A 25,870-nucleotide genomic window follows, 5' to 3' on the forward strand; every position below is an offset into this window, starting at 1 on the left:
GGGAAGCAGCGGGGCTCAGAAGACCGACTCGGCCTCGTCCATCCGCCAGTCGGGCACCGTCTTGAGTTCGGTGACCGCCTCGTGCAGCGGCACCATCGTGATGTCGGTGCCGCGCAGCGCGGTCATCCGGCCGAAGTCGCCGCGGTGCGCGGCCTCGACGGCGTGCCAGCCGAAGCGGGTGGCGAGCACCCGGTCGTACGCGGTGGGGGTGCCGCCGCGCTGGACGTGGCCGAGGATGACCGGGCGGGCCTCCTTGCCGAGGCGCTTTTCCAGCTCGACGGCGAGGTGGTTGCCGATGCCGGTGAACCGCTCGTGGCCGAACTGGTCGATCGCGCCCTTCTTGTAGTCCATGGTCTCCTCGGCCGGGTGGGCACCCTCGGCGACACAGACGACCGCGAACTTCTTTCCCCGGGCGAACCGCTCCTCGACCATCTTGACCAGGTCGTTCACATCGAAGGGACGCTCCGGCAGGCAGATGCCGTGGGCGCCGCCGGCCATCCCGGACTCCAGCGCGATCCAGCCGGCGTGCCGGCCCATCACCTCGACGACCATGACGCGCTGGTGCGACTCCGCGGTGGTCTTGAGGCGGTCGATCGCCTCCGTCGCCACGCCGACGGCGGTGTCGAAGCCGAAGGTGCGGTCGGTGGAGGAGATGTCGTTGTCGATGGTCTTGGGGACGCCGACGACCGGCATCCCGGCGTCCGCCAGCATCCGGGCGGCGGTGAGGGTGCCCTCGCCGCCGATCGGGATCAGGACGTCGATGCCGTAGTCCTTGGAGAGGTCCTTGGACTTCTCGCAGGCCTCGCGGAGCCGGTTGCGCTCCAGCCGGGACGAGCCGAGGATGGTGCCACCGCGGGCCAGGATGCCGCTGACCGCCTCGAGGTCGAGCTTGCGGTAGCGGCCTTCGAGCAGCCCCTTGAAGCCGTCCTCGAAGCCGATGACCTCGTCGCCGTGACCGGTGAGGGCACGGTGGACAACAGACCGGATCACAGCGTTCAGACCAGGACAGTCGCCGCCTGCGGTGAGGACTCCGATACGCATCGTGCTGGGTCTCCTGTGCTCGCTGTCGGTTCGTGTGAGCCGGTCCGATTGTTTCACGGGCCGACCCGCCCTCCTCGCTCCACGGACCTCACCCCCACTGTCCTCGCACGGACTCCGCAAGGGAAACTGGGAGAGCGACCTATCTACACACATAGGTATTGTCAAGAGGGGCACGCCCACAATAACGACTTATTTTGACCTTGAGGCCATCGATGGGATCGGAGAGCACACGTGACGCGGAGCGTGTACGTGACCGGTATCGACCGCGGCGACGGCCGCCAGGTCGTCGAGCTGGGGGTCATGGAGCTGCTGACCCGCCATGTCGACCGGGTGGGGGTCTTCCGCCCGCTGACCCACAGCGACGGGCCCGACCGATTGTTCGACCTGCTGAGGTCCCGCTACCGGCTCACCCAGTCCCCCGACACCGTGTACGGGCTCAGCTACGAGGAGGCCTCCGCCCTCCAGGCCGAACGCGGCACCGACGAGCTGGTCTCCCGGCTCGTCGACCGCTTTCACGCCGTGGCCAGGGACTACGAGTACGTCCTGGTCCTCGGCTCGGACTTCGCCGCCACCAGCCTCCCGGCCGAGCTGAACCTCAACGCACGGCTCGCCAACGAATTCGGCGCCGCCGTGCTGGCCGTCGTCGGCGGCCAGGGCCAGGAGGCGGAGTCCGTACGCGCCGAGGCCCGCAACGCCTACGGCGCCTACCACTCGCTGGGCTGCGACGTCGTGGCCGTGGTCGTCAACCGGGTGGCCCCCGAGCACCGCGAGGCGGTCGTCGACCGGCTCTCCGCCCGGCTCCCCGTGCCCTGCTACGCGCTCCCCGAGGACGGCTCGCTCTCCGCGCCGACCGTCGGCCAGATCGTGCACACCCTCGGTGCCGAGGTGCTGCTCGGCGACGACTCGGGCCTCGCCAGGGACGCCAGGGACTTCGTCTTCGGCGGCGCCATGCTGCCGACGTTCCTCAAGGCGCTGACCCCCGGCGCGCTCGTGGTGACCCCCGGAGACCGGGCGGACCTGGTCATCGGCTCGCTCGCCGCGCACAGCGCCGGTGCCCCGCCGATCGCCGGTGTGCTGCTCACCCTGGACGAGCGGCCCGGCCCCGACATCATGGCGCTGGCCGGCCGCCTCGCCCCCGGCACCCCGGTGGTCTCCGTCCCCGGCGGATCCTTCCCGACCGCCGGCGAGCTGTTCGCGATCGAGGGCAAGCTGAACGCCGCCTCACCGCGCAAGGCGGAGACCGCGCTCGGCCTGTTCGAGCGGCATGTGGACACCGTGGAGCTGACCAACCGCATCTCCGTCGCCCGCTCCGGCCGGGTCACGCCGATGATGTTCGAGCACGAGCTGATCGAGCGCTCCCGCTCCGGCCGCCGCCGGGTGGTCCTCCCGGAGGGGAGCGAGGAGCGGGTGCTGCGGGCCGCCGATGTGCTGCTGCGCCGCGATGTCTGCGATCTGACCCTGCTGGGCGAGGAGGAGGCGATCCTCAAGCGCGCCGCCGATCTCGCCATCGACCTGGCGGGCGCCCAGATCATCGATCCGGAGACCTCCGAGCTGCGTGAGCGGTTCGCCGAGCGCTACGCCGCGCTGCGCGCCCACAAGGGCGTCAGCATCGAGCTGGCCTTCGACGTGGTCGCGGACGTCTCCTACTTCGGCACCCTGATGGTCGAGGAGGGCCTGGCCGACGGCATGGTCTCCGGCGCGGTGCACTCCACCGCCGCCACCATCCGGCCCGCCTTCGAGATCATCAAGACCCGGCCGGGCGCGCAGATCGTGTCCTCGGTGTTCTTCATGTGCCTGGCCGACCGGGTCCTGGTCTACGGCGACTGCGCCGTCAACCCGGACCCGGACGCCGAACAGCTGGCGGACATCGCCATCCAGTCGGCCGCCACCGCCGCCCAGTTCGGCGTCGAGCCGCGGATCGCGATGCTGTCGTACTCCACCGGCACCTCCGGCTCCGGCGCGGACGTCGACAAGGTCCGCAAGGCCACCGAGATCGTCCGCGAGCTGCGCCCCGACCTGCTGGTCGAGGGCCCGATCCAGTACGACGCTGCGGTGGACGCGGCGGTCGCGCAGACCAAGCTCCCCGACTCCGACGTGGCCGGCAAGGCCACTGTGCTGATCTTCCCGGACCTCAACACCGGCAACAACACCTACAAGGCCGTGCAGCGCTCGGCCGGTGCGGTCGCCGTCGGCCCGGTCCTGCAGGGCCTGCGCAAGCCGGTCAACGACCTCTCGCGCGGCGCCCTGGTACAGGACATCGTGAACACCGTGGCCATCACCGCCATCCAGGCACAGGGCGCCCGTCCCGGCGCCGGCCCCACCGCCTGACCCGGCCGCTCCCCCCGTCCCCGCCCCTCCCCGCCCCCCATCGGAAAGCGCTCCATGACTGCCACCGGTACCCGCGTCCTCGTCCTCAACTCCGGCTCCTCGTCGGTGAAGTACCAGCTGCTCGACATGACCGACACGCAGTCGGCCGGCGGCTCGGCCGCGGGCCGGCTCGCCGTCGGGCTGGTCGAGCGGATCGGCGAGGAGAACTCCCGCCTGGTCCACACCCCGCTGGCCACCGGGGGCGACAAGCGCGAGACGGAAGGCCCGATCGCCGACCACGAGGCCGCGCTGAAGGCCGTCGCCGCGGAGCTGTCCGCCGACGGCCTCGGCCTCGACTCCCCGCAGCTGGCCGCGATCGGCCACCGGGTGGTGCACGGCGGGCTGAAGTTCACCGAGCCGACCGTGATCAACGACGCGGTGCTCCAGGAGATCGAGCGGCTGGTGCCGGTCGCCCCGCTGCACAACCCGGCCAACATCACCGGCATCCGGACCGCCCTCGCGCTGCGCCCCGACCTGCCGCAGGTCGCGGTCTTCGACACCGCCTTCCACACCACGATGCCGGAGTACGCGGCCCGCTACGCCATCGACGTGGAGACCGCCGACGCCCACCGCATCCGCCGCTACGGCTTCCACGGCACCTCGCACGCCTACGTCTCCCGCAAGACCGCGGCGCTGCTGGGCAAGGACCCCTCCGAGGTCAATGTCATCGTGCTCCACCTGGGCAATGGCGCCTCCGCCTCGGCGGTGGCCGGCGGCCGCTGCGTGGACACCTCGATGGGTCTGACCCCGCTGGAGGGCCTGGTCATGGGCACCCGCTCGGGCGACATCGACCCGGCGGTCACCTTCCACCTGGGGCGGGTGGCGGGGATGTCGGCGGACGAGATCGACACCCTGCTCAACAAGAAGAGCGGTCTGATCGGGCTGTGCGGCGACAACGACATGCGGGAGATCCGGCGCCGGATCGACGAGGGTGACGAGCGCGCCGCGCTCGCCTTCGACATCTACATCCACCGGCTGAAGAAGTACATCGGCGCCTACAGCGCGGTGCTCGGCCGGGTCGACGCGGTGGCGTTCACCGCGGGCGTCGGGGAGAACGCCGCCCCGGTGCGCGAGGCCGCCGTCGCCGGTCTGGAGGAGATGGGGATGGCCGTGGACGCCTCGCTCAACGCCGTACGGTCCGACGAGCCCCGGCTGATCTCGCCGGAGTACGCCCGGGTTGCGGTCGCCGTGGTGCCCACGGACGAGGAGCTGGAGATCGCCCAGCAGGCATACGCCCTGGTCAGCGCCTAGGTCTCGGTGTTTCCGCCTACCTAAATATTCCGCCGCTAAACAAACCGATAGGATTCCGCCCATGCGCCGTTCCAAAATCGTCTGCACCCTGGGCCCCGCCGTCGACTCTTTCGACCAGCTGAAGACGCTGATCGAGGCCGGCATGAATGTGGCCCGTTTCAACATGAGCCACGGGACCCAGCCGGAGCACGAGGAGCGGTACCACCGCCTCCGCAAGGCCTCCGAGGAGACCGGTCGCGCGGTCGGCGTGCTGGCCGACCTGCAGGGCCCCAAGATCCGTCTGGAGACCTTCGCCGACGGCCCCGTGGAGCTGGTGCGCGGCGACGAGTTCGTCATCACCACCGAGGACGTCCCCGGCGACCGGACCATCTGCGGTACGACCTACAAGGGCCTGCCCGCCGATGTGTCCAAGGGCGACCCGGTCCTGATCAACGACGGCAATGTCGCCCTGCAGGTCGTCGAGGTCGACGGCCCGCGGGTGCGCACCATCGTCATCGAGGGCGGGGTCATCTCCGACCACAAGGGCATCAACCTGCCCGGCGCCGCGGTGAACGTCCCCGCGCTGTCCGAGAAGGACATCGAAGACCTCAAGTTCGCCCTGCGGATGGGCTGCGACATGGTCGCGCTGTCCTTCGTGCGGGATGCCAAGGACGTCCAGGACGTGCACCGCGTCATGGACGAGGTGGGCCGCCGGGTCCCGGTCATCGCCAAGGTCGAGAAGCCGCAGGCGGTCGCCAACATGCAGGAGGTCGTGATGGCCTTCGACGCCGTCATGGTCGCCCGTGGTGACCTGGCGGTGGAGTACCCGCTGGAGAAGGTCCCGATGGTGCAGAAGCGCCTGGTGGAGCTGTGCCGCAGGAACGCCAAGCCGGTGATCGTGGCGACCCAGATGATGGAGTCCATGATCACCAACTCCCGGCCGACCCGCGCCGAGGCGTCCGATGTCGCCAACGCCATCCTCGACGGCGCCGACGCGGTGATGCTCTCCGCCGAGTCGTCCGTCGGCGCCTATCCGATCGAGACCGTCAAGACGATGTCGAAGATCGTCGAGGCGGCCGAGGAGGAACTGCTCTCCAAGGGCCTGCAGCCGCTGGTGCCCGGCAAGAAGCCGCGTACGCAGGGCGGTTCGGTGGCCCGCGCGGCGTGCGAGATGGCGGACTTCCTGGACGGCAAGGCGCTGATCGCCTTCACCAAGTCCGGTGACACCGCCCGCCGCCTCTCCCGCTACCGCGCGGCCCAGCCGATCCTGGCCTTCACCACCGAGGCGTCCACCCGCAACCAGCTCACGCTGAGCTGGGGCGTCGACGCCTTCGTCGTGCCGCACGTCGACAACACCGACGCGATGGTCGACCTGGTGGACGCCGAACTGCTCAAGCTCAAGCGCTACAGCGAGGGCGACACCATGCTGATCACCGCCGGTTCGCCCCCCGGCGTCCCCGGCACCACCAACATGGTCCGGGTGCACCACCTCGGCGGCGAGCAGGCCTGACGCCCCCGGCACCCGAAACGGCGGTGGGCCGCCCCCGGAAGGGGACGGCCCACCGCCGTTTTCTGCGGCTCCCGGAAGGGCCGGTGATCCCCGGCCCGCACCGGTGATCCTCAGTCAGTGATCGACTGGTGCAGACCCGGGATGTGGAGATTGCCGCCGAACTGGCCCGCCTGGTCGATCTTCACCTTGGTGAAGTAGGCGAACGGGACGTTGATCGGCGGCGGGTGCTCGGGGTCGAAGACGATCGGGATCAGACCGAAGAGGTTGCCCTGCAGCCGCTCGGTGTACATCGTCACCTTGCCGCCGCGGATCGTGGACGTCGAGCCCGGTGCGCCCTGGACGTGGTAGTGCTTGCCGGACGTCGGGTCGTCGACGATCTGGTGCAGATCGCCGATGTCGACGCTGTCGGCGGTGAACTTCAGGGCCTGCTTGGTGTGGCCGTTCTGCGTCTGGACGTTGACGACGCCCTCGTAGTTCAGACCGCGCAGGGTGAGCGCGCTGGACTCCAGGTGCCAGGGGTCGTCGGGCAGGGTGGCGGGCGTCTGCTCGGCCTTGCCCTTCTGCTTGTTCTCGACGACGCAGGGGAAGGACTTCTTCCCGCCGGCGTCCTTGCCGTCCAGGCCGCCGCCGGGCAGGGCGTTGTCCGCCGTGCCCACCGCGCCGTGGACGGTGTCGTTGACCGTCTTCGACCCGTTCTTGACGGCGTCCCCGGCCTTGTCCGCGCCGTCCTTGAGGCCGTTGACCGTGTCCGTGACCGGCTTGGTGACCTTGTCGGTGGCGGAGCCGGAGTCCTTGGACGCGGACGGTGAAGGGCTCGGCGAGGCCGGCTCGGACGCCGACGGGCTCGGCGACGCCGAGGTGTCGTCCTTCGACTTGTCCCCGAGGAGACCGCCGAGGGCGTCACCGATGCCGCCCAGCAGCCCCCCGTCGTCCTTCTTCTCCTCGGAGGACGACGGCGACGGGGTCGCGGAGCCCGAAGGCTCATCGGTCTTCGAGGAACCGGACGGCGCGGGCGCGGGCGCCTTGCCGGCGTCCTTCCCGGCCGAGGGCGAGGCGGAGGGCCCGCCGGACGGCTTGGTGCCGTCCTTGCCCTGTGCGTCGTCCTTCTTGTCCGCCGCACCGTCCTTGGACTTGGCGTCCTTGTCGTCCACCTTGTCCGGGGCGGTGACGCACGGGCCGTCCTTGAAGGGGCTCTTGGGCGCCGGCTTGGCTATCGCCATCTGGGGCGTCAGCCCCATGCCCATGAGCACGGCGGACGGCATGGCGGCAATGGCTATCGCCTTGCCTGCGGGCACGTGGAGCCGAGTCAGCAGCGGCTTCCTCGGCGCCGCGTGCCTCGGCCCGGTTCTCGCCCCGGCAGCTGCGCTCTCGTGCAGCTCGTCACCCGGCACGGTGCCTCCCGTTCGTTCCGTTGGTCGGGCTCGTTCCTGACAGGTCGTCCAGTCCATTGACCGACCTGGGACCGCCGGCCGGCGCGGGGTGCGTGGCGACCACCGGGCCGGCGACCGTCTTGCGGGCCGGCTCCTCGGCGTCGTCCCCGCTCCGCTCGGCCCTGCCCGGTGCCCAGGAGACTCCCAGCGCACCGCCGATCAGCCCCAGGAGGAAGCCGATCAGGAAGGCGCCGAAGTTCGAGACGACCAGGGAGACGAGGGAGAGCAGAATCGCCGCCACACCCGCGAAAACGCGCGAAGCGGGCTGGAACCACATGGTCAGGCCGAGCACGACCAGCAGTACGCCGATGATCAGCGAGCCGGCGCCGGCGGTGGTCGCCATGCGGACGGTCAGGGAACCGATCGTGAGATTCGCGTAAGGGATGTACATGATCGGGATGCCGGCCAGCAGAGTCAGCATGCCGCCCCAGAACGGGCGGTGTCCGCGCCACTCCCGGAACGAAAGCCGCTTCCGGCCGATGGTCTCGATCAGCCGTGGTCGCGTGTCGGCGCTCATGTCGTACAGCTCCTCGGGACTGGCAAATCGGTGGTTCTGTGCTGAGGTGTCCTACCGGGCGCTACCCGGCGTACGGGCACGGGGAACGGCGAACGCCGCACAGCTCGCCCCGCGCCCGCACGCTCAGTGCGTCAGTAGCACTCGCTCTTGCCCTTGGCGACGCTCATCTTCAGGCCGCTGAGCTTGAACGTTCCGGCCGTCGTGGCCCATGCCTGCTGCCTGACGTGGGTCAGCACGGCCGAGTCGGCCTGCTGGGCGAACGAGCCGGGGTCGGCCTTGTCGCCCTTGTGCATCCCCGGGCCCTTGGTCGTCGAGCCCGCAGCAACACCGATGTCGATGTTGTTGAAGGTCGCGTCCGCGGACAGCTGATCGAGGTCGATGTAGAGGTTCTTCGCCTCGACGGGCGTGTCACCGCCACCGGCCGACAGCTTCATCGACACGTCGCCGAAGACCGGCACCGGCACGACTACCGACTGGCACAGGTTCTTGATCTTGGCGTTCGAGAACCCCGAGACCGCCACCGGGACCTGCTTGCCGCCCTTCTGGGCGTCAATGGCTCCGTACTGAACAAATCCGGTGCCGTCCAGCCGGTCGGTGGCGACCTTGAACTGCTGACCGGACACGCTGAACGATGCCGCGAGCGCACCCTGCGAGAGGGCGACACCGATCGCGGCGGTCGCCGCGACGCTCGGCACCATGACGACGGCGAACCGCTTCCATCTGGTCCCGCCACGAGCCAGGGACTCCATGACTTTCCTCCTTCTCGGACGTACATCTCCGGTACGGTCCGCCCCCGTTGGGACAGCCGTGCCTGGGATGGGAGAAGTGCTACGTCCTCGGGAAGGAGAGCGCCTGTCTCGGAGGCACATCGTGTTCCGAATACCGGCGATCACCCCCGAGCGACAACCACTGGCCACGCTCTCGCGCAACCTCCTGGACAGGCCCTGCCGGATGGGGCAGAGACCCCCCTGTCCACCGCCGGCGGCACCTGCCGCCGACCACTCGGTGGGGACCCAAGTACCCCGCGACGCCGACCGGATGCCGGGCTGCGGGAATGGACCGAGCGTGGCCGATCGTGGTCCATTCGGAGCCGCGGCACAAGGGGCTCGTTACTTGCGGGTAACGACCCGATAACCCTGCCACGACACACCGAAATCAAGTGGACACACAACGTCGCCACTAACAGTGAGGGGACATTGGGCAATTGCGGACACAGTGCCGCAAGGGGGCCGCTCGGGCTTACTTGAAGTAACAGCGGCCACGATTACCAAGCTTTGGTAAAACGTGGCCGCTGTGTCGTTTGTTCGGGCAACTCGCGGAGGTCGTACTGGTCAGAAGCGGGCGAGTCCGAAGACAGCGGTCAGAACAGCACCCGGGCAAGCGCGGTACGCGCCGCCGTCACCCGCGGATCCTCCGCGCCGATGACCTCGAACAGCTCCAGCAGCCGCACTCGCGCGGCCTCCCGGTCGTCACCCGCCGACCGCTTCACCGCGTCGACCAGCCGGCCGAACGCGTCCTCGACATGCCCGCCGACCAGGTCCAGGTCCGCGGCACGGATCTGCGCCGGCACATCGGCCGGGTTCTCCGCGGCCTCCTTGCGCACCGCCTGCGGGTCGAGATCCTGCACCCGGCGGAGGAGTTCGGCCTGCGCCAGGCCGAGCTTGGCCTCCGGGTTGGCCGGGTCGTCGTTGAGCACGTTCTTGTACGCCTGGACGGCACCGCCCAGATCGCCGGAGTCCAGCGCCTGGTTCGCGGCCTCCAGCAGTGCGTCATAGGGACCGGCCGGCGCCGGGGCCTCGGCCTCCTGCTCCGCTTCGCCCGCGGCCTGCGGGTCGAGCGGCGCTCCCACGATGCCGAACTGCTGCTCGGCGGCCTGCACCAGCTGGTCGAGCACCTGACGGATCTGCGACTCCGGGGCCGCGCCCTGGAAGAGCGGGATCGGCTGCCCCGCGACGACCGCGAAGACCGCCGGGATGCCCTGCACCCCGAACTGCTGGAACAGCATCTGGTTGGCATCGACGTCGATCTTGGCCAGCACGAACGTGCCGGCGTACTCCCCCGCAAGGCGCTCCAGCAGCGGACCCAGCTGCTTGCACGGCTCGCACCACTCGGCCCAGAAGTCAATGACGACCGGGACCTCGGTCGAGCGCTGCAGGACGTCCTGCTGGAACCCCGCCTCGTCGACGTCGAACACCAGGCGGGCACCGCTCGCGGGCGCCCGGCCCGTACGGGCGGCCTCGGCACGTGCCTGCTCCGCCTTCTGCTTCGCTTCCCCCGCCGACTTCACCGCTGCGAGGTCGACGACTCCACTCATGGACATATTGCGTGGCTGCATGGGTCCATCCTCCCCCCTGGGCGGGCCGTTCCGGAAAGCGATCCGGAAAGCACTGCGGTCTGCGATGCGATCGGTCGTGCGGCGGTGCTGCCAAGTACCGGTCCGGTGCCGCCACCGGGGCCGTGTGCCGGGCACCGCACCCCGTCCGTACGCCCCGCCGGAATGCCGGCGTACGTCCAAGGCCGCTGCCCGTGGTGGCCCCGAGGAGGGCCGTTGTGCGGTCCCGAGGAGGACCGTCGTACGCGGCCGTGGATCCCCACCCACGGCCAGTGGCTGTCACTCTTACGCTACGACCCGTAGCGTAACTCGCCGTCGGCCCCGCATCACCACCGGGTCCGGCCCCGTGAGGCGTGATCTGCCTCACGGGCGGCACCTCCCGTACTGCCCGGTATGGTCGCCCGCATGCACCACTCCGCCAGTTCCCGGAAGGGCCGCACGGGCCGCCCGCGCAGTGCCGAAACCGATTTCGCGATCCTGGACGCGACCCGGGCCGCACTCGTCGATCTGGGCTGGGGGCGGCTGACCATGAGCGATGTGGCGGCCCGGGCCGGTGTCGCCAAGACGACGCTCTACCGCCGCTGGGCCAACAAGAACGAGCTCGTCGTGGACGCCGTGGCGGTCCTCTTCGACGAGCTCGAACTCCCCGACCGGGGCTCTCTGCAATCCGACATCGAGGGTGTGGTGCTGCAGTTCGGGGCGCTGCTCGCGCGGCCGGAGACCAAGACGGCGCTGATGGCCGTGGTCGCCGAGTCCACCGCAGACGAGGCACTGCGCGAACGGATCCGCTCGGCGATCGTCGACCGCCAGAAGCGGCTGGTCCTGCTCGGCCGCTCGCGCGCCCAGGCCCGCGGCGAACTGCCCCCGGACACCCCCGGTGCGGACGGCGAGCGGGCCGCCACCCGCAACATGGACCTGATCTTCGATGTGATCGCCGGGGCGATCGTGCACCGCACCCTGGTCAGCGGGGAGCCCGTGGACGCCGCGTGGGGACGCGACTTCACGGCCCTCTTCCTCACCGGGCTCTCCGGTCTGGACGGCCAGGGCTGAGCCCGGCGGGCCGGTGCCGGCCGCGGCGCGGCACCGAGGCGCCCCGCCGCGGCACCGGTCAGACCTGGTAGCGGTCCGCGGCGAACAGGTGCAGGTTCTCGGCCACCCACTCCGACGTCCGCTTCAGCCCCTGCTCCAGGGACACCTCCGGCCGCCACGAAGCCCACTCGCGCGCCCGGGAGTTGTCCGAGAGCAGCCGCTCGACCTCGCTGCCGGCGGGCCGCAGCCGCGCGGGGTCCACCACCACCTCGGCGTCCCGCCCGGAGGCCGCTATCAGCGCCTCGGCGAGCGCCCCGATGGCGATCTCCCGCCCGGTGCCGAGGTTGACGACCTCGCCCAGCGCCCGGTCGCAGTCGGCCAGCGCCAGGAAGCCGGCCGCGGTGTCCGTGACATAGGTGAAGTCGCGGGTCGGGGTGAGCGAGCCCAGTTTGATCTGCCGGGCACCCGCGTGGAGTTGGGCCAGGATCGTGGGGATCACGGCGCGTGCGGACTGCCGGGGGCCGTAGGTGTTGAACGGCCGCACCACCGTCACCGGCAGCTCGAAGGCGTGCCGGTGCGACAGCGCCATCATGTCCGCGCCGATCTTCGAGGCGGAGTACGGCGACTGCGGCTGCAGCGGGTGGTCCTCGCCGATCGGCGCGGTCAGCGCGGTCCCGTAGACCTCACTGGTGGAGGTGTGCACCAGCCGCCGCACCGCATGCCGCCGGCAGGCCTCCGCGACGTTCTCCGTCCCGACGACGTTCGTCTGCACATACGCGCCGGGCGAGTCGTAGCTGTACGGAATCCCGATCAGCGCGGCCAGATGGAAGACCGTGTCGCAGCCCTCGACGGCGTCCGTCACCCGGCCCGCGTCGCGCACATCGCCCGCGACCATCTCGACCGGGCCGCCCGGCACGAAATAGCGCGCCAGATTTCCCTTTTCGGCGTACGGCTTGTAGTGGACGAACGCGCGCACCTCGGCGCCCGCCTCCACGAGCATGTCGACCAGGGTCGAGCCGATGAACCCCTCGGCCCCGGTGACCAGGACCCGGCGGCCCGTCCACTGCTGCGTGCTGTTCATGCTGACTCCTTCATCGTGGGGTGGTGGTGGACCTGCGGGTGACCGGCGAGCGCCAGCACCTTGTCGGCCAGCAGGCCGGCGGCCTGCGCATGGGTGCCCGGGTCGGCTGCCGCGCCCATCGCGGCGAGCCGGCCGGGATCGTCGAGAAGCGGGGCGACCAGCGCGTCCAGCCGCTCCGCCGTGGCCTCCGGGTCGGGCAGCAGCAGCGCCGCCCCGGCGTCCGAGAGCACCCGGGCGTTATGGGTCTGGTGGTCGCCCGGCGCATGCGGATACGGCACGAGGACGGCCGGCATCCCGATCGTGGCCAGCTCGGCGACGGTCGCCGAACCGGCCCGGCACACCACGAGATCGGCGGCGGCGTACGCCAGATCCATCCGGTCCAGGTACGGCACGGCCTCGGCGACCGCGTCCCCGCCGTTGGCCGCCAGCAGGGCCCGGGTCTGCTCCAGGGCCGCGGGCCCGGTCTTGATCAGCAGCCGCAGGTCACTGCGCGCCCGGTAGCGGCCGGCCAGCCCCACCGCCGCCTCGGTCAGCCGGGCGGCCCCCAGGCTCCCGCCGTTGACCAGCAGCAGCCGCGCGCCGTCCGGTACGCCCAGGGCCCGGCGGGCGGTGGGCCGCGCTCCCGCGCGGTCCAGCTCGGCCAGCGGCCCCACCAGCGGCATTCCGACCGTCTCGGCCCGCTCGCCACCGGCCAGGTGCGCGCGGCTGCGGTCGAAGGCGAGGGCGAGGTGCGGGGTGAGCCGGGCCGCGAACTTGTTGGCCCGGCCGGGCACCGCGTTGGACTCATGGACCAGGCTCGGCAGCCCGGCCATCTTGGCCCCGACGATCACCGGGGCGCTGGGATAGCCACCCATACCGACCGCGACCTGGGCTTTCTGTTCCTTGAGGAGGGCCCGGCACTGGGCACCCGAGCGCAGCAGCGCGGCGGGCAGCAGATAGCGTCGGGCGCCGAGCGAGGGGTCGAAGGGGATCATGTCGACGGTGTGCAGCCGGTATCCGGCCCGGGGGATCAGCTCTGTCTCCAGGCCCCGTTCGGTCCCGACGAAGGAGATCACCGCATCGGGCACGGCCCGGCGGAGCGCGTCGGCGAGAGCGAGTCCCGGATAGATATGGCCGCCGGTGCCGCCCGCACCGATCACGACGGAGAGTGGTGTGCGCATGGCCGCCACGCTCGCGATACGCCCTAAGAAGCTTCTAAGAGAGGTGTTTGGCAGCCTATGTCCATGCCGCCCACGCCCGGGAACACCCCAGCCCCCAAGATCCTCGTCGTCGACGACCAACCGGAGGTACGTGCCGCCGTCGAGGACGGCCTCGCCGTGGAGGGCTATACCGTACGGGGCGCCGCCGACGGCCTGGCCGCCCTCTCGGAGGTCGCCGGCTGGCAGCCGGATGTCCTCGTCCTGGACGTGATGATGCCCGTCCTGGACGGCCTGGCCGTCTGCCGCCGGCTGCGCGCCCTGGACGACCGCACCCCGATCCTCGTGCTGACCGCGCTGGACTCGGTCAGCGAACGGGTCGACGGGCTCGACGCCGGCGCCGACGACTACCTCGTCAAACCGTTCGCCCTGGACGAGCTGGTGGCCCGCGTCCGGGCCCTGCTGCGCCGGGCCGCCACCACGGCCGTCGAGGACGCCCGGCTCTCCTTCGACGATCTGGTCGTCGACCCGCTGACCCGCACCGGCCACCGGGCCGGCCGGCTCCTGGAGTTCAGCCGCACCGAATGGGCGCTGCTGGAGCTGCTGTTGCTGCACCCCGGGCAGGTGCTGCCGCGCGAGGTGATCCTGGAGCGCGTCTGGGGCCGCGACTTCGGGCCCGACTCCAACTCCCTTGCCGTCTACATCGGTTATCTGCGCCGCAAACTGGAGGCGGGCGGCGAGCCCCGCCTCGTCCACACCGTGCACGGCGTGGGTTACCGCCTGGACCACGCGGAGGGCGCATGACCGGCACACGCGGCCTGGGTGCCCGCTGGCGGCGCCGCCGCCCGCTCCGCGCCCGGCTGGCGCTGGCCGCCTCGTCCGCGGTGGCACTGGTGGCGGTCGGCGTCTGTGCGGCCGCCTTCTCCATCATCGACTACCAGATGACCCGTCAGCTGGAGCTGAACCTGACCCAGACGGCCGCCCAGGCCATCCGGGACCGCCACGACTGGGGCCCGACGCCGAGTGACACCCTGTGCCAGTATCCGGCCTCGGCCTGTATCCAGATCGTGCCGTCCGACCCCGCCAAGGACCCGCGCAAGCGGTATGTGCTGCCCGTCTCCGACGCCACCCGGCAGGTCGCCGACGGCCGGCGCGCGGCGTTCTACAGGAAGCTGACGGTGGCCGGCCATCCGGTCCGGATGTTCACCACGCGCCTGGCGGACAAGGACGAGGCGGTACAGGTCGCCCAGCGCTCCGACACCATCGACCGGGGCGTACAGCAGGCCGCCTGGGCGCTGTCCGCGGTCGGCGGCGCCGGCGTCCTGCTGGCCGCCGCACTCGGCTACTGGGTCTCCCGTACCGGCCTGGCCCCGGTCGCCCGGCTCACCGCCACCGCGGAACGCATCGCCGCCACCCGCGACGCCCGCCACCGCATCGAACTGCCCCCGGGCCCCCTCGCCCGGGAGGACGAGGTCACCCGCCTGGCCACCAGCTTCAACACCATGCTCGGCGAGCTCGAACAGTCCGTCACCGCGCAGCGCCGCCTGGTCGCCGACGCCTCCCACGAGCTGCGCACCCCGCTGACCGCGCTGCGCACCAACGCCGAGCTCCTGGCCCGCGCCGACCGCCTGACCGACGCCCAGCGCGACCGCGCCTCGGCCGCGCTGGGCCGCCAGCTGCGCGAGGTCACCACCCTCGTGGGCGACCTGATCGAACTGGCCCGCGACGAGGAGCCACAGCCCCTGGTGGAGCAGGTGCGCCCGGCCGCCCTCCTGGAGCACGCGGTGGGCGTGGCCCGCGAACACTGGCCGGAGATCACCTTCACCACCGCCATCGCCCCCGCCGCGGCCGGCGTCGCGATCCCCGGTGTGCCGCCCCGGCTGTCCCGGCTGCTGTCCAACCTCCTCGACAACGCCGCGAAGTTCTCCCCGCCGGGCGGTCCGGTCGACACCGAACTCGCCTTTTCCTCCGACGAGTTGGACCTGACGGTCCGCGACCACGGCCCCGGCATCGCCGAGGCCGACCTCCCCCATGTCTTCGACCGCTTCTACCGCGCCGAGGCGGCCCGCGCCCTGCCGGGCTCCGGCCTGGGCCTGGCCATGGCCCGCCAGATCGCCCGTGCCCATGACGCCGAACTCACCGCCGAGCGGGCGCCGGGGGGCGGGGCGCTGTTCCGGCTGCGGATGCCGGTCGCGTCGGCGTAGCCCCGCTGCCAACGGCCGTCGGCAGCGGGGCGGACGGCGGGCTCAGAACCCCGCCGGCTCCGTGTAGACCCCCCACTCGTCCCGCAGCACCCCGCAGATCTCGCCGAGCGTCGCCTCGGCCCGTACGGCCTCCAGCATCGGCTCGATCATGTTGCCGCCGGCCCGGGCGGCTTCCAGCATCGCCTTCAGGGAGGCCTGGACCCGGGCGTCGTCACGGGCGTCCTTGCGGGCCGCGAGCACCCGCACCTGCTCGCGCTCGACCTCGTGGCTGACCCGCAGGATCTCCAGATCGCCGGTGACCGAGCCGTGGTGGCAGTTGACGCCGACGACCTTCTTGTCGCCCTTCTCCAGCGCCTGCTGGTACTGGAAGGCGGACTCGGCGATCTCGCCGGTGAACCAGCCGTCCTCGATGCCGCGCAGGATGCCGGAGGTCATCGGGCCGATGGGGTGCTCGCCGGTGGGGACCGCGCGGCGGCCGCGCTCCTTGATCTGCTCGAAGATCTTCTCCGCGTCCGCCTCGATCCGGTCGGTCAGCGACTCGATGAACCACGAACCGCCCAGCGGATCGGCGACGTTGGCGACGCCGGTCTCCTCCATCAGCACCTGCTGGGTGCGCAGCGCGATCTCCGCGGCCTGCTCACTGGGCAGCGCCAGGGTCTCGTCCAGCGCGTTGGTGTGCAGCGAGTTGGTGCCGCCGAGCACGGCCGCCAGCGCCTCGACCGCGGTCCGTACGACGTTGTTGTACGGCTGCTGGGCGGTCAGCGAGACCCCGGCGGTCTGGGTGTGGAACCGCAGCCACTGCGCCTTCTCGCTCGTCGCGCCGTAGACGTCCCGCATCCAGCGGGCCCAGATCCGGCGCGCGGCGCGGAACTTGGCGATCTCCTCGAAGAAGTCCAGGTGCGCGTCGAAGAAGAAGGACAGGCCGGGGGCGAAGGTGTTGACGTCCAGGCCGCGGGAGAGGCCGAGCTCCACATAGCCGAAGCCGTCGGCGAGCGTGTACGCCAGCTCCTGCGCGGCCGTCGCGCCCGCCTCGCGGATGTGGTAGCCCGAGACCGAGAGCGGCTTGTACGCGGGGATGCCGCGCGCGCAGTGCTCCATCAGGTCGCCGATCAGGCGCAGATGCGGCTCGGGCTGGAAGAGCCATTCCTTCTGTGCGATGTACTCCTTGAAGATGTCCGTCTGCAGGGTGCCGTTGAGGACGCCCGGGTCGATGCCCTGCCGTTCGGCGGCCACCAGATACATGCAGAAGACCGGGACGGCGGGCCCGCTGATCGTCATGGACGTCGTGACGTCCCCCAGCGGGATGTCCTGGAACAGGACCTCCATGTCGGCCGCCGAGTCGATGGCGACGCCGCAGTGCCCGACCTCGCCCAGCGAGCGCGGGTCGTCGGAGTCCCGGCCCATGAGGGTGGGCATGTCGAAGGCGACGGAGAGGCCGCCGCCGCCCGCCTTGAGGATCATCTTGTAGCGCTCGTTGGTCTGCTCGGCATTGCCGAAGCCGGCGAACTGGCGGATCGTCCAGGTCCGCCCGCGGTATCCGGTCGGGTACAGCCCCCGCGTGAAGGGGTACTCGCCCGGCCAGCCGATCCGCTCGAACCCCTCGACCGAATCTCCGGGCCGGGGCCCGTACGCCGGCTCGACGGGATCACCCGAGAGCGTGGTGAAGTCCGCGTCCCGCTTCCGGGCGGAGTCGTACCGAGCCTGCCAGCGGCGGCGGCCCTCATCGATCGCGTCAGCGTCCATACCTCGAATTTACTTGGACGTCCTAGTACTTGTCGACGGGAGAGCGCCACGAGTTGCCCCTCGCGCCACCTAGGTCACATTCCGTAAGGGGCGCCGGATAGCACAAACGCGCCCGCCCGATGCCGGGACAGACGCGTATGAGCAGGTCAGCAGGGGTGCCGTCGGACCGCGCCGGGGCGTACCGGGTGCGGTCGGGCCTTCACCGGACTGCGGTCAGGCCTTCACCGGCTCCGGAGCGTCATCGGCGATCAGCGGCTCGACCTCCCGCACCACCTGACGCTCCACGAAGAAGGCGGCAGTGGGGATGGTGCCCGCGATCAGCACCCACAGCAGCTTGCCGAACTTCCACTTGGCCTTGGAGCCCAGGTCGAAGGCGAACACCAGGTAGATGATGTAGAGCACGCCGTGGATCTGCGAGACGACGAGGGTGAGGTCCTTGCCCATCCCGAAGCCGTACTTGAAAACCATGCACGTGCAGAGCACCAGCAGCATCACGGCGGTGATGTAGGCCATCGCCCGGTAACGGGTCAGGACGCTTCGCTTCATGCCCCGAGCGTAACGGCCCGTTCCGGGGCGATCTTCGCCGCCCCCCTGCGCACACCGGGCCTGCGGACAGGGCGGCGGCGCCCCGCTACTCGTCCTGGAAGTCCTCCGCGGCCACCCGCAACGGCCGCAGCATCGCGAAGATCTCCCCGCACTCCTCGGCGTCGTACGTCCCGAGCCCGAAGTCCATCGCCATCAGATCGCGGGTCGCCGCGTCGCACACCTCGCGCCCCTTGTCCGTGATGGTGGCGAGCGTGCCCCGCCCGTCGTTCGGGTTCGGCCGCTTGGCCACGAGACCGGACTTCACCAGCCGGTCGACGGTGTTGGTCACCGAGGTCGGATGCACCATCAGCCGCTCGCCGATCTTGGACATCGGCAGCTCACCGGCCTTGGAGAAGGTCAGCAGCACCAGCGCCTCGTAGCGGGCGAAGGTCAGCCCGTACGGCTTGACGACCGCGTCCACCTCGGCCAGCAGGATCTGATGGGCGCGCATGATCGAGGTGATGGCAGCCATCGAGGGCACGGCGCCCCATCGCTGCTGCCACAGTTCGTCGGCGCGCGCGATGGGGTCGAAAGCAAGGCTGAGCGGCTTCGGCACGCTTGCGACCCTACCCGGCGCTCATATGGTGGTCAGCCGTGTCTCGCCAACCGGGCAGCACCCGGGACGGTCAGCCGGTGGCCGAGTTTTTCGCGGAACACCGTGAGGTGTGGTCTCCCACGGGCACCGACGTCACCTCACCCGAAGGCACCTTCAGCGGCTGACGGCGGTTGACGTCCCACAGCGCGAGCGTCCCGTCCGCGCTCCCGAGCAGCAGATACGGCCGGCGGGGTACGAGCGCACCGCCCTCCGCAGCGATCCGGGGCTTGAGCGGCTCGATACAGGTCAGATGGGGCTCGATGCCGTAGTAGGAGCCCGGAGCCTGGTGGCCGGCGGCCCGGTACCAGGCGCGCTCTCCCGCCCGCGCCGCGTGGAGCGATACCTGGAGCAGCGGGAGCAGCGTGCAGAAGACGCCCGTCAGAGCGATCGCCGTGACGGGTATCCACCGGTGCGTGACCATCTGGTGGAAGTGCTTGGCGTAGCCCCACCCGGCGGCCACCACGAGCCAGGCAGGCAGCACCGGCAGGAAGCTGTGGACCGCCGCAATCACTCGCCAGACGGCGGGCACGTCGACATCGTCGGGCGTCAGGCCGAACGGGGTGAGGTAGAGCCAGTGGACCACGCCGCCCAGTGCGGGCGTCAGGGTCAAGACCACGGAGGCGACCAGGGGCACCACCCACTGCAGCACCTCGCGCAGACTGGTCCGCTGCCGGACCAGCGCCCGGATGCCGCCCACCAGATACGCCGCCACGGCGAGGAGCAGGGATATCCACCAGACCTTCGTGGGGTCGCCGGAGACGGTGCTGATCAGCCATCCAGTCAGCGTGGCGCCGGCGGACGTCGCGCTTCCGGTGACCGTGGCACTGCGCTGACGTTCCGGAAGAGCGAGCCGGTGCAGCAGCCATCCCGAGAGTGCAGCCGTCCCGCAGGCCGCCACCCCAGCGAGGGCGCCGTACACCGTCATCGGCCCCGCGGCGCTCAGCGCCACACCGGCGAACAGGGCCACCAGCGTGGTGATGACCAAGGGCGCGGGCCCCGGCCTCGCCCCGGGCGCCGGGGGGACCGCCGTTGGCTCGGCGACTGCCCACCCCAGCCTGACGTCCAGGGGGGCCACCGCGGGGCCCGAGCCGTCCGGGTCCGGCGCTGCCCGCGCGGCCTCCCGCGCCCGGTCCCGGGTGGCCGCCCCCACCACGAGGCCGGTGTCGCGGATACCGGCCAGCACCGCAAGGCGACCGCGTAGGCCCTGGCGTGCGGGGGTGCGGTGGACCGCCCACAGGGGGCGGTTGTCCTCACCGACCGTGTACGCCTGAGCGTGGTGGACCCGGACATCAAGTGCGCGGCGTGAGCGCCACGCCGTCAGCTCCAGGGCAGCGGCGCGCTCCGCCCCTCTGCGCGCGCCCTTGAGGCGCGCCTCGACCAACAGGAAAGTCCCGGGTGCCGTGGGCTGGGCGAAGTGTGCCCGTTCCTCAGGTGTGAGCTCACGGACCAGCGGCCAGCGCCGTTCCGCCAGCGACTCGTCGAGCAATTCCCGGTCCGTCGCATCCCCGTGGAACTCCACGACCACCCGCACCCGCCGGTCGAATCCCCCGCCGGTCACAACCTCTCCCCCGTGTTTCGGCTTCCCGCCCGTTGACGCACCGGATTATTCCCGACGGGCTGCGCCCGTACGCCGCACCTCCCGGATCCACCAGTACGCCCCCGCCCCCACCACTCCGGCCCCCGGCATCACGACCGCAGCGGGCGCACTCCGCGGCGGCGCCGGCCGGCCCCATCACCGTCATCCGCCCGGCCTGCATCACCGTCATCGCCTGTCCCACCCCAGCAGCCTTTCGGGGACCGTGTCGACGCACCAGCGGTCGACCCCGAAGTTGTACGAGATCCCGGTGCCGGTCAGCACGAGCAGCAGCACCGCCCAGCCCAGGGAGGGCTGCGCGGCGAAACCGAGCGAGGGCAGCACGGCGAAGAGCCCCATGCACATCGCAACCGGCCAGCACCCGCCGGGCCGGATAAGACCCCTCGGGGTGCCGCAAAAGACCGCTCGGGTGTGGTGGGGCCACCGCTCAGGAGCGGCGGGCGTCGCCCTCGGCGAGGTAGCGCTCCACGGTCTCCACCTTCGAGGTCAGTCCGTCCGTGACGCCGGGCCGGATATCGGCCTTGAGCACCAGGGAGACCCGCCCGCAGCGCGCCTCGACGGCCGCGACCGCGCGCTTGACGACGTCCATGACCTCGTCCCACTCACCTTCGAGGGAGGTGAACATCGCGTCCGTACGGTGCGGCAGCCCCGACTCGCGGACGACCCGGACCGCGTCGGCGACGTACTCGCCGACGTCCTCGCCGACCCCCAGGGGGCTCACGGAGAAGGCGACGATCATGTGTTCAGGACCCCTTCCTTGCGGGCGCGGGCCGCGATCACACCGGCCTCTTCCTCGCGCTTGAGCGCCTTGTCCCCGTAGAGGCCGCCGAACGGCAGGATCGCCAGCACGAAGAAGAAGGCGACGCGCTTGAAGGGCCACTTGGTGCGGTTCCACACGTCCAGCAGCAGCACCACATACGTGATGAACAGCAGTCCGTGGATCATGCCGAGCGGCATCACCAGGGAGTCGTAGTCGAAGGCCAGGCGGAAGCCGGTGCCGAAGATCAGCAGCGCCGGGAAGGAGATGGCCTCCGGAACGGAGGCCAGGCGCAGTCGGTGCAGGGCGGCAGCGGTCTTGATGTCCACGGGAACCTCGTTCGGGTGGCAGATGGGAGGTCGGCGCGCAGCGCCGTCTTCTGGGGGTGGAGGTCGGGCGACGGGCGGGCGCACTGCTTGTGCAAGAGTTCACAAACTTCGCCCCATTGTTACAGCCGCCTCGGCGATCACCGCGCCGGGGGGAGGTGCGGGGCGCCCCCGGGCCGGCCCCCGGCAGAATTCAGGGCGGTATCAGGGCGATATCAGGGCCAAAGGACCTGCCCCGGGCGGCCGCGGCCGACTACCGTCTGACCCGTGGCTCAGTTTCGGCTCCAGGGGAGCAAGGTGCTCGCCGTCGATATGACGGGCGACGCCGTCAAGGCGAAAAACGGTGCGATGGTCGCGTACGACGGCCAGATGTCGTTCAAGAAGATGTCCGGCGGCGGCGAGGGCCTGCGGGGCATGGTCACCCGGCGGCTCACGGGTGAACAGATGGCCGTGATGGAGGTGAAGGGCCACGGCACCTGCTACTTCGCCGACCGCGCCAGTGAGATCAACCTCGTCCAGCTGCAGGGCGAGAAGCTGTACGTCGAAGCCAGCAATCTGCTGTGCACGGACGCCGCGCTGCGGACGGGCACGACCTTCACCGGCCTGCGCGGCGCCTCCCAGGGCAACGGCCTGTTCACCACCACCGTCGAGGGCAGCGGCCAGGCGGCGATCACCTCCGACGGCCCCGCGGTGGTGCTGCGGGTCACCAAGCAGTACCCCCTCCAGGTCGACCCGGGTGCCTATGTCGCCCACACCGGCGACCTCAAGCAGCACTTCCAGACCGGGGTGAACTTCCGCACCGTCCTCGGGGAGGGCTCCGGCGAGTCCTTCCAGATCCGCTTCGAGGGCGAGGGCCTGGTCTACGTACAGCCCAGCGAGCGCAACACCGTGGGAGGTGAGGTCTGATGCCGTTCACGGTGCTCAACTCCCGCATGGTGGAGGCCAGGATCGGGCCGGGCCAGCGGATGTTCAGCCAGCGCGGCGCGATGCTCGCCTACCGCGGCGAGGTCGCGTTCACGCCCAACATCCAGGGCGGCCAGGGCGGCGTCGGCTCCATGATCGGCCGCCGGATCGCCGGCGAGGCCACACCCCTGATGACCGTCGAGGGAACGGGCACGGTCATGTTCGGCCACGGCGGCCATCACGTCCATGTCGTCGACCTGACCGGCGAGACGCTGTACGTCGAGGCCGACCGGCTGCTGGCCTTCGACGGCTCGCTCCAGCAGGGCACGATGTTCATGGGCTCACAGGGCGGCGTGATGGGCATGGTGCGCGGCCAGGTCACCGGCCAGGGCCTGTTCACCACGACCCTCAAGGGCGTCGGCTCGGCCGCGGTGATGGCGCACGGCGGCGTCATCGAACTGCCGATCACGCCCCAGCGCCCGGTCCACGTCGACCCGCAGGCCTATGTCGCCCACCGCGGCGACGTCCGCAACAAACTGTCCACGGCGCTCGGCTGGCGCGACATGGTCGGCCGCGGCTCGGGCGAGGCCTTCCAGCTGGAGCTGTCGGGCCAGGGCACCGTCTACGTTCAGGCGTCGGAGGAAAAGCTGTGACCGGTCCCGTCGTCCACGACGTCTCCTCGCTCCCCGCCGACGACAACGTCAACGCGTACGCCTTCAGCGTCGACCTGAACGGCCAGTGGTTCCTGCAGAAGGGGAAGATGATCGCCTACTACGGGCAGATCGACTTCCACGGCATCGGACACGGCCGCCTGGACCGCCTGATCGCCGGAAGTTTCCATTCGCCACTGCACGCCGCGGACTGGGTCGTCGCCGAGGGCCGCGGAAAAATGCTGCTCGCGGACCGTGCCTTCGATGTGAACTCCTTCGATCTGGAGGACGGCAACCTGACGATTCGCTCCGGCAACCTGCTCGCATTTCAGCCATCTCTCGCGCTGAAGCAGTCGATCATCCCGGGCTTTCTCACCCTCATCGGGACCGGCAAGTTCGTGGCCGCTTCCAACGGCCCGGTGGTCTTCATGGAACCGCCGATCCGGGTCGACCCGCAGGCACTCGTCGGCTGGGCCGACTGCCCCTCCCCCTGCCACCACTACGACCACCAGTACCTGCGGGGATTCCTGGGCGGGCTGCGGGCGCACACCGGCATCGGCGGAGCCTCCGGCGAGGAGCACCAGTTCGAGTTCGTCGGCGCCGGCACGGTCCTGCTGCAGTCCACCGAGCAGCTGATGCCGGAGCTGGCAACCGGGGCGGTTCCGGCCGAGGAGGGCGTTCCGGGCGGGGGCGGACACGTTCCGCAAAGTGGCTCACAACTGCCTCAACTCCCCGGCAACCTCGGGAGCCTCCAACGCCGCTTCGGGCTGTGAGCGATACTCTGCGGACGGTGACCTCGAACGTCTGACCAACGTCCGGCCCCGGCCGCCGACGTCACCACCCCCACCCCGATTAATTCACTATTCAACTTTTACGGGTAGAATCATTCCATGACGACCGACAGTGACACCCCCTGGCTGACCGACCAGGAGCAGTGTGCCTGGCGCACCCACCTGGACGTCAGCAGGCTGCTGATGCACCAACTCGAGCGTGATCTGCAGCCGTTCGGCCTGACGAACAACGACTACGAGATCCTGGTCAACCTCTCCGAGGCCGAGGACCGACGGCTCCGGATGAGCGACCTGGCGGCCAGCACACTGCAGTCCAAGAGCCGTCTCTCCCACCAGATCACCCGGATGGAGAACGCCGGCCTGGTGCGCCGCGAGAGCTGCGAGTCGGACCGCCGTGGCCTCTACGCCGTCCTCACCGACGAAGGCTGGGACACCATGCGCCGGGTCGCCCCGCACCATGTCGCCTCGGTCCGCAAGCATTTCATCGACCTGTTCACCACCGACGACCTCCAGGCGCTCCGCAGCTCCCTCGGCCCCGTCGCCGAACACCTCCGCAAGGAGCGCGGCGGCCTCTGACCGGCCGGCCTCGGCCCCCGACCGGGCCGGGGCCGGGCGGCCAGAGCCCCGCCGGATCAGCCGGCCACCGGCAGCCGCAGCTCGAACACCGACCCCGTGCGCACGCCCAGCGAGCCGCCGTGCCGCACCGCCACATCCCGCGCGATGGCCAGCCCCAGACCGGCCCCGCCGTCGTCCCGCGCCCGCGCGTCATCGAGCCGTACGAACCGCTCGAAGATCCGCTCCCGCTCGCCCTCCGGCACCCCGGGCCCGTCGTCCTCGACCCGCAGCACCACCCACTCCCCCTCGCGCACCACGGCCACCCGCACGGACCCGACGGCATGCCGCTGCGCATTGTCGAGCAGGTTCCCCAGCACCCGCGCCAACTGACTGCGCGACCCGGTCACTTCCGCGCCCGCCAGCTCCCCCACGCGCACCGGGACCCGGTCCGCGACCCGCTGCGAGCTCTCCTCGCGCACCATCGCCGCCAGCTCGACCCGGGCGTCCGCCGGCCGCTCCCCCGCATCCAGGCGCGCCAGCAACAGCAGATCCGCCGCCAGCCGCTGCAGCCGCACGGTGTCCTCCACCGCACCCGGTACATCCAGCAACTCCGGATGCGCCACCCCCACTTCGAGCTGGGTCCGCAGACTCGCGATCGGGCTGCGCAGCTCGTGCGAGGCGTCCGCGACGAACCGCCGCTGCCGCTCCACGGACGACTCCAGCGCCGCCAGCGTCTCGTTGGTCGTCCGCGCCAGCCGGCCCACCTCGTCCTGCGACGACGGCACCGGCACCCGGCGGCTCAGATCCGTACTCGCCGTGATCGCGGCCATCTCCCCGCGGATCCCCTCCACCGGCCGCAGCGCCCGCCGGGTCACCAGCCAGGTCACCCCCGCCACCACCACACACAGCAACGGCAGCCCGATCAGCATGGCCGTCCGCACCGACCCCACGGCCTCCTGCTCCGGCGCCAGCGCCGCTCCCGCCCGCACCGTCGCCTTCCCGCCGCGGGTGTCCTTGGCCTCGACCACCGCGAACCGGTAGTCGGCCACCTTTCCGTCGACATTCGCGGTCCCGTCCCGGTGGACCGCATCGTCGTCGATGTCACCGGGCGCGAGCCCGCTCCTGTCGTCGTCATCGTCGTCGTCCTCCCCCGACGACCCCGGCCCGACGCTCCCCGCTCCCTGCCGCTGCGCGCCGCCCACCGGCTTCCCGTCGACGGCCCGCACGTCCTCACCGGCCGCCAGCACCCGACCGTCGTCATCGGCCACGACCACCGGATGGTCCTCGCCATCCGGCAGATCCAGCTTGGCGTACGGCGTGCCCGTCGCGATCTGCGCGGCCACCTCCCGGGCCGCGATCTCGGCCTGCAGCCCGGCCTGGTCCTGCAGCTTGCTGCTCAGCACCAGCAGCACGGCCGTCCCCGCCGCGATCAGCGCCAGGGCCACCACCACGGTCGCGCCGGCCGCCGCCCTGGCCCGTACGGAGCCCAGCACC

General features: G+C 71.0%; 25 protein-coding genes. 10 read left to right on the top strand and 15 right to left on the bottom strand.

Features of this window, described 5'->3' with window-relative positions; genetic code table 11:
• Positions 1-15: 15 nt before the first annotated feature.
• Positions 16-1,041, bottom strand: coding sequence for an ATP-dependent 6-phosphofructokinase (locus OHS81_RS10640; RefSeq protein ID WP_328384575.1), 1,026 nt, complete (start codon positions 1,039-1,041; stop codon positions 16-18).
• Between the two features lie 231 nt (positions 1,042-1,272).
• On the opposite strand from OHS81_RS10640, the gene pta reads away from it, so the two are divergent.
• From pta to pyk, 3 genes are all read left to right on the top strand, one after another.
• The gene (pta, locus tag OHS81_RS10645; protein ID WP_328384576.1) at positions 1,273-3,369 is read left to right on the top strand and encodes a phosphate acetyltransferase; all 2,097 of its coding nucleotides are present in this window, start codon (positions 1,273-1,275) and stop codon (positions 3,367-3,369) included.
• Between the two features lie 54 nt (positions 3,370-3,423).
• Positions 3,424-4,659, top strand: coding sequence for an acetate kinase (locus OHS81_RS10650; protein WP_328384577.1), 1,236 nt, complete (start codon positions 3,424-3,426; stop codon positions 4,657-4,659).
• A gap of 61 nt (positions 4,660-4,720) precedes the next feature.
• The gene (pyk, locus tag OHS81_RS10655; protein ID WP_328384578.1) at positions 4,721-6,148 is read left to right on the top strand and encodes a pyruvate kinase; all 1,428 of its coding nucleotides are present in this window, start codon (positions 4,721-4,723) and stop codon (positions 6,146-6,148) included.
• 110 nt (positions 6,149-6,258) lie between these two features.
• Here the strand turns inward: pyk and OHS81_RS10660 are convergent, their stop codons facing one another.
• The 4 genes from OHS81_RS10660 to OHS81_RS10675 all read right to left on the bottom strand — a co-directional run bounded on the left by OHS81_RS10660 (position 6,259) and on the right by OHS81_RS10675 (position 10,430).
• A complete protein-coding gene (locus OHS81_RS10660; protein WP_443058679.1) occupies positions 6,259-7,443 on the bottom strand; it encodes a hypothetical protein in 1,185 nt (394 codons plus the stop codon).
• Positions 7,444-7,528: 85 nt separating this feature from the next.
• Positions 7,529-8,095: a DUF6114 domain-containing protein gene (locus tag OHS81_RS10665; RefSeq protein ID WP_328384580.1), complete on the bottom strand. Its 567-nt coding sequence runs from the start codon at positions 8,093-8,095 to the stop codon at positions 7,529-7,531.
• A 131-nt stretch (positions 8,096-8,226) separates the two neighbouring features.
• A complete protein-coding gene (locus OHS81_RS10670; protein ID WP_328384581.1) occupies positions 8,227-8,844 on the bottom strand; it encodes a DUF6230 family protein in 618 nt (205 codons plus the stop codon).
• 611 nt (positions 8,845-9,455) lie between these two features.
• Positions 9,456-10,430 carry a tetratricopeptide repeat protein gene (locus tag OHS81_RS10675; RefSeq protein ID WP_328384582.1) on the bottom strand — a complete coding sequence of 325 codons (975 nt, stop codon included), beginning with the start codon at positions 10,428-10,430 and terminating at the stop codon, positions 9,456-9,458.
• A gap of 402 nt (positions 10,431-10,832) precedes the next feature.
• Here OHS81_RS10675 and OHS81_RS10680 point away from each other — a divergent pair, with 402 nt between their 5' ends.
• Positions 10,833-11,477: a TetR/AcrR family transcriptional regulator gene (locus OHS81_RS10680; RefSeq protein WP_328384583.1), complete on the top strand. Its 645-nt coding sequence runs from the start codon at positions 10,833-10,835 to the stop codon at positions 11,475-11,477.
• A 58-nt stretch (positions 11,478-11,535) separates the two neighbouring features.
• On the opposite strand, the gene OHS81_RS10685 is transcribed toward OHS81_RS10680, so the two are convergent.
• The gene (locus tag OHS81_RS10685; protein WP_328384584.1) at positions 11,536-12,537 is read right to left on the bottom strand and encodes a GDP-mannose 4,6-dehydratase; all 1,002 of its coding nucleotides are present in this window, start codon (positions 12,535-12,537) and stop codon (positions 11,536-11,538) included.
• Complete coding sequence (locus OHS81_RS10690) at positions 12,534-13,697, bottom strand: UDP-N-acetylglucosamine--N-acetylmuramyl-(pentapeptide) pyrophosphoryl-undecaprenol N-acetylglucosamine transferase (RefSeq protein ID WP_328384585.1); 1,164 nt, start codon at positions 13,695-13,697, stop codon at positions 12,534-12,536. Before OHS81_RS10690 ends, OHS81_RS10685 begins: the two co-directional genes overlap by 4 nt.
• A gap of 57 nt (positions 13,698-13,754) precedes the next feature.
• Between OHS81_RS10690 and OHS81_RS10695 the strand changes: the two genes are divergently transcribed.
• Together OHS81_RS10695 and OHS81_RS10700 are read left to right on the top strand one after the other, a co-directional pair.
• Entirely contained in the window at positions 13,755-14,477 is a 723-nt protein-coding gene (locus OHS81_RS10695; RefSeq protein WP_328384586.1) for a response regulator transcription factor, read from the top strand.
• Positions 14,474-15,877, top strand: coding sequence for a sensor histidine kinase (locus OHS81_RS10700; protein ID WP_328384587.1), 1,404 nt, complete (start codon positions 14,474-14,476; stop codon positions 15,875-15,877). The genes OHS81_RS10695 and OHS81_RS10700 overlap by 4 nt, the downstream gene beginning before the upstream one ends.
• A gap of 42 nt (positions 15,878-15,919) precedes the next feature.
• On the opposite strand, the gene OHS81_RS10705 is transcribed toward OHS81_RS10700, so the two are convergent.
• The 7 genes from OHS81_RS10705 to OHS81_RS10735 form a co-directional block, all read right to left on the bottom strand.
• A complete protein-coding gene (locus OHS81_RS10705; protein ID WP_328384588.1) occupies positions 15,920-17,620 on the bottom strand; it encodes an acyl-CoA mutase large subunit family protein in 1,701 nt (566 codons plus the stop codon).
• Positions 17,621-17,833: 213 nt separating this feature from the next.
• Positions 17,834-18,166, bottom strand: a complete 333-nt coding sequence (locus tag OHS81_RS10710; RefSeq protein ID WP_088800110.1) for a DUF3817 domain-containing protein — start codon at positions 18,164-18,166, stop codon at positions 17,834-17,836.
• A gap of 85 nt (positions 18,167-18,251) precedes the next feature.
• Positions 18,252-18,761 carry a MarR family winged helix-turn-helix transcriptional regulator gene (locus tag OHS81_RS10715; protein WP_311622673.1) on the bottom strand — a complete coding sequence of 170 codons (510 nt, stop codon included), beginning with the start codon at positions 18,759-18,761 and terminating at the stop codon, positions 18,252-18,254.
• A 70-nt stretch (positions 18,762-18,831) separates the two neighbouring features.
• Positions 18,832-20,358 carry a hypothetical protein gene (locus OHS81_RS10720; RefSeq protein ID WP_328384589.1) on the bottom strand — a complete coding sequence of 509 codons (1,527 nt, stop codon included), beginning with the start codon at positions 20,356-20,358 and terminating at the stop codon, positions 18,832-18,834.
• A gap of 204 nt (positions 20,359-20,562) precedes the next feature.
• A complete protein-coding gene (locus OHS81_RS10725; protein WP_328384590.1) occupies positions 20,563-20,733 on the bottom strand; it encodes a hypothetical protein in 171 nt (56 codons plus the stop codon).
• A gap of 88 nt (positions 20,734-20,821) precedes the next feature.
• Complete coding sequence (locus OHS81_RS10730; RefSeq protein ID WP_088800106.1) at positions 20,822-21,133, bottom strand: MTH1187 family thiamine-binding protein; 312 nt, start codon at positions 21,131-21,133, stop codon at positions 20,822-20,824.
• Positions 21,130-21,480 (bottom strand): DUF3817 domain-containing protein, encoded by a 351-nt coding sequence (locus OHS81_RS10735; protein WP_328384591.1) that lies wholly within the window; start codon positions 21,478-21,480, stop codon positions 21,130-21,132. The genes OHS81_RS10730 and OHS81_RS10735 overlap by 4 nt, the downstream gene beginning before the upstream one ends.
• 264 nt (positions 21,481-21,744) lie before the next feature.
• Between OHS81_RS10735 and OHS81_RS10740 the strand changes: the two genes are divergently transcribed.
• The 4 genes from OHS81_RS10740 to OHS81_RS10755 all read left to right on the top strand — a co-directional run bounded on the left by OHS81_RS10740 (position 21,745) and on the right by OHS81_RS10755 (position 24,397).
• Complete coding sequence (locus tag OHS81_RS10740) at positions 21,745-22,383, top strand: AIM24 family protein (protein WP_311622670.1); 639 nt, start codon at positions 21,745-21,747, stop codon at positions 22,381-22,383.
• Positions 22,383-23,033, top strand: a complete 651-nt coding sequence (locus OHS81_RS10745) for an AIM24 family protein (protein WP_328384592.1) — start codon at positions 22,383-22,385, stop codon at positions 23,031-23,033. The genes OHS81_RS10740 and OHS81_RS10745 overlap by 1 nt, the downstream gene beginning before the upstream one ends.
• Entirely contained in the window at positions 23,030-23,803 is a 774-nt protein-coding gene (locus OHS81_RS10750) for an AIM24 family protein (RefSeq protein WP_328384593.1), read from the top strand. The genes OHS81_RS10745 and OHS81_RS10750 overlap by 4 nt, the downstream gene beginning before the upstream one ends.
• 117 nt (positions 23,804-23,920) lie before the next feature.
• The gene (locus tag OHS81_RS10755; protein WP_328384594.1) at positions 23,921-24,397 is read left to right on the top strand and encodes a MarR family winged helix-turn-helix transcriptional regulator; all 477 of its coding nucleotides are present in this window, start codon (positions 23,921-23,923) and stop codon (positions 24,395-24,397) included.
• A gap of 56 nt (positions 24,398-24,453) precedes the next feature.
• Here the strand turns inward: OHS81_RS10755 and OHS81_RS10760 are convergent, their stop codons facing one another.
• Positions 24,454-25,866, bottom strand: a complete 1,413-nt coding sequence (locus tag OHS81_RS10760) for a sensor histidine kinase (RefSeq protein WP_328391037.1) — start codon at positions 25,864-25,866, stop codon at positions 24,454-24,456.
• Positions 25,867-25,870: the final 4 nt, after the last annotated feature.

Origin of the sequence: Streptomyces sp. NBC_00400, assembly GCF_036048035.1 — a bacterium.
In the GTDB taxonomy this organism is placed as follows: Bacteria; Actinomycetota; Actinomycetes; order Streptomycetales; family Streptomycetaceae; genus Streptomyces.